Consider the following 10,045-nt stretch of genomic DNA (forward strand, 5'->3'; position numbering starts at 1 on the left):
GGACCCGGCCGGCGCGGCACCCGACGTGACCGCCTCAGTTCTTGTCCAGCACCGGGTCCTTCGGCTTCGGCCGGTCGAACGTGGGCCGCGCCTCCTGCCAGTGCCCGCGCGTGAAGTCGGGCACCTTGACCGGGTGCATCCGGCCGGTCTTCAACGACTCGTGGCTGAGCGGAATGACTGAGCACCACGCCGCCGAGTCGTAGACGTCGATGTCGGGGGTCATGCCGAGCCGCATCGTCTGGACGAGCCGCCAGATGGCGATGAAGTCCCCACCGCCGTGGCCGCCGTACTGGCCGGCCAAGCTCTCCAGCGTCGGCCACAACCAGTGGTCGTGCTGCCGCAGGATCGTGTTGTACTCGTTGCCGGTCCGCCAACTGTGGTTGGTGTGACCGAGCGACTCGAGGTAGACCCGGCCGTTGTCGAGCTCGATCGTCCCTCGGGTACCGGTGAGCGTGGTCTCCCGGCTGTACGGGTGCGGGGAGTTCACGTCGTGCTCGACCCGGATGAACCGGCCGCTGCTCGTGGTGACGAAGCAGGTGTGCCGGTCGCCGGAGATGTACGGCTCGTCATCCCACGACGGGTGGTCGGAGCCCACCCGCGGGTCCTCGGAACGGAACAGGGCCAGCGCCTTCGGCAGGGACGCCACGGAGATCAGCTCCTCGAACCGGTCGCCCCGGTTGATGCCCAGGGTGGCCGACACCGGGCCCAGGCCGTGGGTGGGGTAGTGCGAGGCGTTCATCCGGGTCTGCCAGCGGCGCCGCCAGTGCTCCGGGTAGTAGGCGCCGCCGAACGTGTACGGCCAGCGCAGGTCGTGGACGTATCCGCCGGAGGCGTGCTGCAGGTCGCCGAAGAGCCCCTGCCGGGCCATGTTGAACATCGCCATCTCCGGCCGGAAGTAGTTGACGTTCTCCAGCAGCAGGCAGTGCTTCCTGGTCCGCTCCGAGGTGCGGACCAGATCCCAGATCTGGTCGAGGTACGGCGCGATCGGCAACTCCACGGCGACGTGCTTGCCGTGCTCCATCGCGGCCTTGGCCATCGGGTAGTGCCACTCCCACGGCGTGGCGATGTAAATGAGGTCGATGTCGTCGCGCCGGACGAGATTGAGAAAGTCCTCCTCCCCCGCCGAGTAGCCGGCCGGCGGCGTGTCCTGGAAGCCTTGCTGCATGATCCGGCCGATGGTGCGGTTGACCCGTTCGGGACGGATGTCGCAGACCGCGGTCACCGTGCCGACCGCGCCGAACCGCCGGTCCTGGTCGCCGCCGCGGTTACCGAGGCCGATGAGCCCAATGCGGACCTGGTCGAAGCCTTCAAACGGCACGCTGGTCATGCTCTTCTCGTCGCTGCCGCGCGGCGGTTCGGTGCCGGTGGCGTCGCCGGCGGCCGCTGGGGCGGTGACGGCGCCGCTGAGGCCGGCGGCGGCGCCCAGCACGACACCGGATCGGAGCAGGTCACGACGGGACGGATTGAACTGAGCGGGTGGGGTCACGCTGATCACTCCTCGGTGACGGAGACTGATCGGACTTGCCTACTTGCCTGGATAGATGAGCAGTATCAATCGGATATTCATCGATGGCAAGGGATGGCCGCAGGTCGGGCACTGGCACCGAGGGATGACGGGGGCAGGGATTGCTCTGTAGGCGTTGTCGATTTATGCTCGGATCGCCGCCAAGCCGCGCGGTTTCGCGCTGACTCGGCGCGTCGTGGACAGCAGGCCGGAGCGTCATGACTCACGTCGAAGAGGAAATCGCCAGCCAACCCGAATGCTGGCAACGGGGCATCGCGCTGGCGGGCTCGCTCGCCGAACAACTGCCGCGCCGCGGCGAGCGGGTCGCCGTCGTCGGCTGCGGCACGTCGTGGTTCATGGCGATGGCGTACGCCGGGCTGCGCGAACGGGCGGGCCTCGGCGAGACGGACGCGTTCGCGGCATCGGAGTTCCCGCGGGAGCGCCGCTATGACCGGGTGCTGGTGATCAGCCGCTCCGGCACGACCACTGAGGTGCTGGACGTCCTGCGCGACATCGCGGGCAATACCCGCAGCACGGGCATCATCGGCGACCCGCGATCCCCGGCGGTGACCCTGGTGGACGACCCGATCTGCCTGCCGTTCGCCGACGAGAAATCCGTGGTGCAGACCCGGTTCGCCACGACCGCGCTGGCGGTGTTACGCGCTCACCTCGGCGACGACGTCGACCGGGCGGTCCACGACGCGGCGGAGGCCCTGGTGGCACCGCTGCCGGTGGATCCCGCGGCACTGGAACAGGTGACGTTCCTCGGCCGGGACTGGACCGTCGGCCTTGCTCACGAGGCAGGGCTGAAGTGCCGCGAAGCCGCCCGTTTCTGGGCGGAGGCGTACCCGGCCATGGACTACCGGCACGGGCCGATCGCCATTGCCGGCCCCGGTCGGGCGGTGTGGGCGTTCGGGGCCGTGCCGGCGGGGTTGCCCGACGACGTGACGCGCACCGGCGCCACCTTCGTCCACTCCGCACGCGACCCGATGGCCGATCTGATCCTCGTGCAGCGGCTGGCCGTCGCCTTGGCCCGCCACCGGGGGCTCGACCCGGACGCGCCACACCACCTGACCCGCTCGGTGATCCTGACAGGTGGCGAGCCCGCCGGGGCGGGGCTCGACGAATGATCCTCACCGTCACGCTGAACGCGGCGCTCGACGTGACGTACCGCGTCCCCGCCCTCGTGCCCGGCGCCACGCACCGGGTCACGGAGGTGGCCGAGCGGGCGGGCGGCAAGGGCGTCAACGTTGCCCGCGTGCTGCACACCCTCGGCGACCCGGTCATCGCCACCGGGCTGGCCGGCGGTGCCTGTGGCACCCGGATCCGGTCCCTGCTGGCCGCCGAAGGGGTGCGGGAGGCCTTCGTGCAGATCGCGGCCGAGTCCCGGCGCACGGTGGTCGTGGCCGAGCTGGAGGCGGCGACCGGTCTGTGGGAGCCCGGGCCGACGGTCACCCCGAACGAGTGGTCCGGCTTCCTCAGCCGGTTCGCCGACCTGGTACGCGGCGCGGCAGTGGTGGTGCTCTCCGGCTCCCTGCCACCCGGGGTGCCGGCCGATGCGTACCTTGTCCTGGTCGAGGCGGCCCGCGACGCCGGCGCGCGGACGGTGCTGGACAGCAGCGGCGCGGCACTGCGCCACGGCCTGACCGCGGGCCCGGACCTGGTCAAGCCGAATGCCGAGGAGCTCGCCTGCCTTGTCGGGCAGGCGCTCACTCGGCCGGCTGCGGCCGTCGACGCGGTACGCGCGCTCGCTGCGCGTACCGTGGTGGCCTCGTTCGGCCCGGAGGGACTGCTCGCCCGGACCGAACAGGGCAGCTGGCAGGCGTTCCTGCCGCATCCAGTCGCTGGCAACCCGACCGGGGCCGGGGACGCCTGTGTCGCCGCGCTGGCCCACGGCATGCTCCACCATCGACCCTGGCCGGAACGGCTCGCCGACGCGGTGGCGCTGTCTGCGGCGACGGTCCGGGCGCCGGTGGCGGGAAGCGTAGACCTGTCCGACTACCGGCGGCTGCGCCGGGACGTGACCGTCAAGGAGCTGTAATGCCGCTGGTACCGACCGGACGGACCGTCGCCTCGGGTCCGGTCTGCGCATTCAACGTGATCACCCTGGAGCACGCCGAGGCGATCGTCGCCGGCGCGGAGGCGGCGGGACGACCGGTCATCCTGCAGATCAGCGAGAACGCCGTACGGTTCCACGACCGTCGGCTCGCGCCGATCGCCGCCGCGGCCCGGGCCGTCGCGGCGGCGGCCACCGTCGATGTCGCGCTGCACCTCGATCACGTCGTCTCCCGCGACCTGTGGCGGCAGGCGCCGGAGCACGGCTTCGGTTCGATCATGGTCGACGCGTCGAGGTTGCCGTACCGGGAGAACGTCGCGGCCACCCGGGCGGCTGCCGAGTTCTCCCACGCCCGAGGGCTGTGGGTCGAAGCCGAGTTGGGCACGGTCGGTGGGAAGGAGGGCGAGCCGCCGGTGGACCCGCACGCCCCCGGTTCCCGTACCGACCCGGCCCAGGCGGCGTCGTACGTGACGCAGACCGGGGTGGACGCACTCGCCGTCGCGGTCGGCTCGGCGCACGCCATGACCACCCGCAGCGCCGCACTGGACCACTCCCTGATCGGGCGGCTGCGGGCCGAGGTCGCGGTGCCGCTGGTGCTGCACGGCTCGTCCGGAGTGCCCGACGAGGAACTGCGCCGGGCCGTCCTCGGCGGCATCGTCAAGGTGAACATCGGTACGGCGCTGAACGTCGCCTTCACCGGCTCTGTGCGCGGCACCCTGGCCGCGCGCCCCGAACTGGTCGACCCGCGCCGGTACCTGGCGCCGGCACGGGAGGCGATGGCTGAGACGGTGACCCGCTTCTGCCGGCTCGTCGCCGGCGAGGCCGATCCACAGGGTTCGGTGGCCGGCTTGACACTGACCGTGACCGAATCGTGAGCGGTTGGTCTTGACGCTGATTGACGAGCGTCGCAGAATCCCAAGAACAGCACGATCATGAAAGATTTACGGGCCAATCAATCAGGAATGAGCGGCGACCGTGCGGGTCTGATCACGGCTGTTCATGTTCCATTCACGGTGGAGGCTGAAGTGAAACGGTTCCTGCGCCTGTCGGCGGCAGTCGCGCTCGCCGCCCTGACCATGACCGCCTGCGGTTTCGGCGGCAAGGACGAGGCGAGCGGCGACGGAAAGACCCTGTCGCTGCTGGTCCCCAGCTACAGCAACGGCACCAAGGCCCTCTGGGAGGGCATCATCGCCGACTTCCAGGCGAAGCATTCGGACATCACCGTCAACCTCGAGATCCAGTCCTGGGACAACATCAACGACGTCATCCGGACCAAGGTGCAGGCGAAGGCGGCACCGGACATCCTGAACATCGACGCGTTCTCCGGCTTCGCCTCCGACAACCTGCTCTACCCCGCCGCCGAGGTCGTCTCTCCCGACACCCTGGCCGACTTCCAGGACTCGTTCGCCAAGAACGCCTCGATCGACGGCACGATGTACGGCCTGCCGATGATCGCCTCGGCCCGCACCCTGTTCTACAACCAGGAACTGCTCGACAAGGCCGGCGTGACCAAGCCCCCGGCGACCTGGCAGGAGCTGTACGACGCAGCGCAAAAGATCAAGAACCTCAACGCCGGCGTCTATGGCTACGGCATGCCGTTGGGCAGCGAGGAGGCCCAGGCGGAGACCTCGCTCTGGATCTTCGGCAACGGCGGCTCATGGAACGAGGGTGACAAGATCACCGTCAACAACCCGCGCAACGCCGAAGCGGTGCAGTTCATGAAGCGGATGATCGACGCCGGGCTGACCCAGCCCGACCCCGGAGCGAGCGACCGCACGCCGATGCTGGACGTGTTCATCCAGGGCAAGATCGCCATGGCCGTGGGGCTGCCCCCCACCGTGGGGCAGATCGCGCAGAAGAACCCCAAGCTGAAATACGGGACCGCCCCGATTCCCACCAAGGACGGGCAACCGATGACCCTCGGGGTGGCCGACCACCTCATGGCGTTCAAGAACGACGGCAGCAAGAAGGACGCGATCAAGACCTTCCTGGACTACTTCTTCAGCGCCGAGGTCTACAAGAAGTTCGTCGACACCGAGGGCTTCCTGCCAACCACGAAGTCCGGGGCGGAGGCGCTGAAGGACAAGAAGGAGATCGTCAGCTTCCTGGAAGTCCTGCCCGGGGCCAGGTTCTATCCGAGCACCAACCCCCGCTGGGCGGCCACCCAGGGCGCCATCCAGAGCCAGATCGGCCAGATCGGGCAGGGCAAGGACCCGAAGGCCGTGCTGACCGGCATCCAGGCCAAGGCCGACGCGTAGCGGCGACTCGCCATCCGCATCTCCAGTGAGGACACCATGAGCGAGCAGACCAGGCAGGTGCCCGTGCCGACCGGCAGGTCCGCACGACCGGCGCACCGGGAGTTGGCGAGGGCCCTGCCCTGGCTGCTGCCCACGCTGACCCTGATCCTCACCATCGTCCTGTTCCCCGCCGCCTACATGGTGTGGACGTCCTCCCGTGACGTCTCGCAGGCCGGAGTCGACCGCGGCCCGGCGGGGCTGGACAACTACCGGGCGCTGCTGCAGCTCCCCGCGCTGGGCAGGGTGTTCGGCAACACGGTGATCTGGGTGGCCGGCGTGGTCCTGGTGACGCTGCTGGTCTCCCTGGCACTGGCGCAGTTCCTGAACCATGCCTTCCCCGGCCGACGCCTCGTCCGGCTGGCGGTGATCGTGCCGTGGGCGGCCAGCGTCGTGATGACCTCGACCGTCTTCTACTACGCGCTCGACCCCTTCTACGGCATCTTCAACCAGTTCCTGGTCGACCTCGGCATCCTCGACGCGGGGTTCGGCTTCACCCGCCGACCGGTGCCCGCGTTCGTGGTGTCCATGCTGGTGGCGGTGTTCGTGTCCCTTCCGTTCACCACCTACACCATCCTCGCCGGGCTGCAGATGGTTTCCGACGACGTGATCGAGGCGGCGCGGATGGACGGCGCCGGGGCCGGGCGCATCTACCGCACGATCGTCCTACCCATCCTGCGGCCCGCGATCGCCGTCGCGGTCCTCATCAACATCATCAACGTCTTCAACTCCCTGCCTATCCTGCGCACGATGACCGGCAGCATCCCCGGGTACGACGCGGACACCACGACAACGTTGATCTTCAAGTACATCCAGCAGGACCGTCAGGTCGACCTCGCCAGCGCGCTCAGCGTGGTGAACTTCCTGATCGTCCTCGCGGTGATCGGCATCTACCTGGCGGCTCTACGGCCGATGAGAGACGAGTAGCCGTGGTTACGACGACCCCAGAGACGACCGACAGGCGAGCCGGCGCAGGCGTGGCGGCCGCCCGCCGAAGCACCCGACGCGGCCGCCGGCGCTGGCTGAAGGCAGCCGCCGGCGCGCTGGTGGCGCTGGTGTTCCTGGCGCCGTACCTGGTGATGCTCATCGGGTCCTTCAAGCGACACGCGGAGATCCTGCGCATTCCGCCCACGTACCTGCCGACGCAGTGGATCCCGTCCAACTACGCGACCATGTGGTCCACGCCGGAGACGCCACTGCCGTACAACCTCGTCTCCACCCTCATCATCTCCTTCTGCGGGACCCTGCTGGTGCTCGCGGTCGCCCTGCCCGCCGCCTACTACACGGCCAAGCACCGCTTCCCCGGCCGCGGGGTGTTCCTGCTGCTCGTGCTGGCCACCCAGATGCTCCAGCCGACCGTGCTGGCGCCGGGGCTGTTCCGGCAGTTCCTCGCGGTCGGGATCGACGACACCTGGCTGGCGATGATCCTCGTCAACGCCGCCTTCAACCTCAGCTTCGCCGTCTGGATCATGCACAGCTTCTTCGCCGGTCTGCCGAAGGAGATCGACGAGGCGGCGATGATGGACGGCGCCAGCAAGCTTCAGACGCTACGCCGCGTGACGCTGCCGCTTGTCTGGCCCGGCATCGTCACCGCCATCATCTTCACCTTCGTCGCCTGCTGGAACGAGTTCGCGGCAAGCCTGGTCATCCTCACCACCGCGGAAAACCAGCCGCTGTCGGTGGCGATCACGAAGTTCGTCGGCCAGTACGACTCCGCGTGGCACTATGTGTTCGCCGTTTCGATCGTTAGCATCGTGCCCGTGGTCATCCTCTTCGCGCTGGTCGAGAAGCGCCTGGTCGCCGGTCTGACGGCCGGAGCCGTCAAATGACCGCGACCGAGACCACGGCGGGAGTCGCCGCCGGGGGGATTGCTGATCGGGCTCGCCGGCTGCAGGCGCTGCTGGAGATCCTGGCCGCGCGGGGTGGGCGGCTGTCCGTCACCGAAGCCGCCACCGCCCTGCAGGTTTCCGAGGCGACCGTCCGGCGTGACTTCACCGCCCTGGCCGAGCAGCATCTGGTGACCCGCACCCATGGTGGCATCGTGGCCAGCTCGGTCGCCTACGACCTGCCGGTCCGCTACCGCCACCGCGGCGACCACAGCACCAAGGAACGCATCGCCGTCACCGCCGCCGGGCTCATCGAGCCGGGCAGCGTGGTGGGGCTGAACGGGGGCACCACGACATCGGCCGTCGCCCGGCACATCGCGGCGCGGCCCGACCTGGCGCAGGCCACCCAACGACCGGTCCTGACGCTGGTGACGAACGCACTGAACATCGCCACCGAGATGGTGCTCCGGCCGTCCCTGCGCACCGTCATCCTCGGCGGAGTCGCCCTGCCCCAGTCGTACGAGCTGACCGGGCCACTGACCAGCATGGTCATGCAGTCCCTGTGGCTGGACATCCTCATCCTCGGCGTCGACGGCTTCTCCGTCGAGGGGACGTCCTGTCACGACGAGAGCGAGGCGGGCATCGACGCCCTGATGGTGAGCCGGGCCCGCCGGGTGGTGGTCGTGGCCGGCGCGGAGAAGCTCGGGCGCCACTCCTTCGCCAAGATCTGTGACACCTCGGCCGTGGATACCCTGGTCACCGATGACGCCGCTGACGAGAAGGTCGTGGCCGATCTGCGGGCGGCCGGCGTAACGGTGCTCCTGGCCTAGCAACCGCCTGACCGACCAGCACCAACACCGCAGCCCAGTGACCCGCCCAGGTCACCCGGGCCCATAGCTGTCTGCCCGGCTCAACCTCGAGATTCGCCGGCCACGTCGAAGCAACGCTGCGGCGCAAACACCCCTCCTGCGGCACCAGGGCCGCGCCACGCACTGCGCCCGGGCTGGAAGCACCCGTTTGGCAGCAGGGCGAAGCGGCGCAGTCACCCTCGTGGTGCTGATGCTTGCCGCCAGGATCCTGGCCAGGAGACCGGCGATGGCCGCCGAAGCCCGAGAGCTCGAGGCGGTGACCGAATTCCACGCGACCGAGCCACCTACAAGCTCACCGCAGGCGGCGCCCAGGGCCCCCGGTGGTCTTCCTCGCCAACGACGTGTTCCAGATCTGGCTCGGGCCAGACGGCGGTAGTAGCTGCTGTCGACGATGGCGAAGCCGCCGGAACCGCCGGTCCGGTTGCCTCGCCTGCCCGGGGCGTTGAACCAGGTCTGGCCCTTACCGGCCTTGTCACTGACGGTCCAGCCCGACGGCGTAGTAAAGCCGGGAACGACTCCCTGACGCTGCGCGCGGTCTGCGCAGTCCTCGGCCGCCGCCGCGGTAGCCATCGCCACACCGACAGCGGCCGTGCGGTTGACACGAGACAGCGACAAGGAAGCTGCTCACATGTTTGGCCGGACGCGGCTGCCGACGTTGGTCGGCAGCCGCGTGCAGCGGTCGATGGGGTGTTGGAGGTTATGGGAGTTGTCGTACGCCGAACGCGTCGTAGACCATCCACGACCCGCTGGTGGTGGTGATGGTGATCGTGTTGTCGCCTGCCTTGAGGTTGGCGGCGGGCAGCGCCACGTTCACCGTGGACGGTTTGATGCCGACGGACCCCCGGTGGCCACGGCCACCGCCGGCCACGGTCTGTGCGGTGCCCACCGTCGCGCCGTTGAGCCCGAACTCAAGCGCGGACGGAACGGCATCGTGAGTGTCGTACAGCCAGGCGGTGAACGTCAGATCAGCGCTCGGTGCGGTAGCCAGGTTGAAGGTAAACCGGAACGTGTGCGGCTTGTTCCCCGCCCAGGTGTCGGCCGGGCCGGGCTGGATGTAACTCCACGCGGTAGCCGGGTCGCTCACACCCGCAGTGAAGCTGACATCGTTGGGAAACACCGTCGGGTAGGAGGCGTGCTGATCCGGGCTCAACGCGAACTCCCGAGTGCTCACGTCGACCTTGCCGACCACCGCCACCGGCCTGCTGACAACAGCCGGTAGGGCACTGCTCACCGTGACGGACTGGCCCGTCGCAGCTACCGTGACCGTGGCCTTGCCGAACGCATCCGCCGCCGGAGTGACCGACAACGTCACGATCTTGGACTCGCCCGCAACCAGCGGGACCGACTGCTGATCCGCCGTCCACCCGGGCGGGACGTCCGCCTGCACCGTCGCAGTGCCGGTCATCTTGCTATCGACCTTGACCGTGACCAGGGCGGGCTGCCCCGCGACCAGATCCAGGCTCGCCGGGGTGACGGTGATGTCCACCGGATTGGCG

General features: G+C 69.1%; 9 protein-coding genes. 7 read left to right on the forward strand and 2 right to left on the reverse strand.

The genetic code is table 11. The annotated features are described in order from the left end of the window. Window positions 1-34 precede the first annotated feature (34 nt). Entirely contained in the window at window positions 35-1,486 is a 1,452-nt protein-coding gene (locus ONA70_RS15755) for a Gfo/Idh/MocA family oxidoreductase (protein ID WP_265007180.1), read from the reverse strand. A gap of 236 nt (window positions 1,487-1,722) precedes the next feature. Here ONA70_RS15755 and ONA70_RS15760 point away from each other — a divergent pair, with 236 nt between their 5' ends. The 7 genes from ONA70_RS15760 to ONA70_RS15790 all read left to right on the forward strand — a co-directional run bounded on the left by ONA70_RS15760 (window position 1,723) and on the right by ONA70_RS15790 (window position 8,510). After that, entirely contained in the window at window positions 1,723-2,634 is a 912-nt protein-coding gene (locus tag ONA70_RS15760; protein ID WP_265007181.1) for an SIS domain-containing protein, read from the forward strand. Further along, window positions 2,631-3,545 (forward strand): 1-phosphofructokinase family hexose kinase, encoded by a 915-nt coding sequence (locus ONA70_RS15765; protein WP_265007182.1) that lies wholly within the window; start codon window positions 2,631-2,633, stop codon window positions 3,543-3,545. Before ONA70_RS15760 ends, ONA70_RS15765 begins: the two co-directional genes overlap by 4 nt. Further along, on the forward strand, window positions 3,545-4,435 hold the full coding sequence (locus ONA70_RS15770; RefSeq protein ID WP_265007183.1) for a class II fructose-bisphosphate aldolase: 891 nt from the start codon (window positions 3,545-3,547) through the stop codon (window positions 4,433-4,435). Before ONA70_RS15765 ends, ONA70_RS15770 begins: the two co-directional genes overlap by 1 nt. Before the next feature lie 150 nt (window positions 4,436-4,585). Then, entirely contained in the window at window positions 4,586-5,818 is a 1,233-nt protein-coding gene (locus tag ONA70_RS15775) for an extracellular solute-binding protein (protein ID WP_265007184.1), read from the forward strand. Between the two features lie 36 nt (window positions 5,819-5,854). Further along, window positions 5,855-6,781 (forward strand): carbohydrate ABC transporter permease, encoded by a 927-nt coding sequence (locus tag ONA70_RS15780; protein WP_265007185.1) that lies wholly within the window; start codon window positions 5,855-5,857, stop codon window positions 6,779-6,781. Between the two features lie 50 nt (window positions 6,782-6,831). Continuing rightward, the gene (locus ONA70_RS15785; RefSeq protein ID WP_265007186.1) at window positions 6,832-7,683 is read left to right on the forward strand and encodes a carbohydrate ABC transporter permease; all 852 of its coding nucleotides are present in this window, start codon (window positions 6,832-6,834) and stop codon (window positions 7,681-7,683) included. Then, complete coding sequence (locus tag ONA70_RS15790) at window positions 7,680-8,510, forward strand: DeoR/GlpR family DNA-binding transcription regulator (protein ID WP_265007187.1); 831 nt, start codon at window positions 7,680-7,682, stop codon at window positions 8,508-8,510. Before ONA70_RS15785 ends, ONA70_RS15790 begins: the two co-directional genes overlap by 4 nt. A 736-nt stretch (window positions 8,511-9,246) precedes the next feature. Here the strand turns inward: ONA70_RS15790 and ONA70_RS15795 are convergent. Then, window positions 9,247-10,035, reverse strand: coding sequence for a polysaccharide lyase family protein (locus tag ONA70_RS15795; RefSeq protein ID WP_265007188.1), 789 nt, complete (start codon window positions 10,033-10,035; stop codon window positions 9,247-9,249). Between the last annotated feature and the right edge of the window lie 10 nt (window positions 10,036-10,045).

This window comes from Micromonospora yasonensis, from assembly GCF_026013475.1.
In the GTDB taxonomy this organism is placed as follows: Bacteria; Actinomycetota; Actinomycetes; order Mycobacteriales; family Micromonosporaceae; genus Micromonospora; species Micromonospora yasonensis.

Bases quoted from the DNA above. Each gene is read 5' to 3' on its own strand.
- ONA70_RS15760 (WP_265007181.1), top strand. From the start codon at position 1,723: ATGACTCACGTCGAAGAGGAAATCGCCAGCCAACCCGAATGCTGGCAA.
- ONA70_RS15765 (WP_265007182.1), top strand. From the start codon at position 2,631: ATGATCCTCACCGTCACGCTGAACGCGGCGCTCGACGTGACGTACCGC.
- ONA70_RS15770 (WP_265007183.1), top strand. From the start codon at position 3,545: ATGCCGCTGGTACCGACCGGACGGACCGTCGCCTCGGGTCCGGTCTGC.
- ONA70_RS15780 (WP_265007185.1), top strand. From the start codon at position 5,855: ATGAGCGAGCAGACCAGGCAGGTGCCCGTGCCGACCGGCAGGTCCGCA.
- ONA70_RS15790 (WP_265007187.1), top strand. From the start codon at position 7,680: ATGACCGCGACCGAGACCACGGCGGGAGTCGCCGCCGGGGGGATTGCT.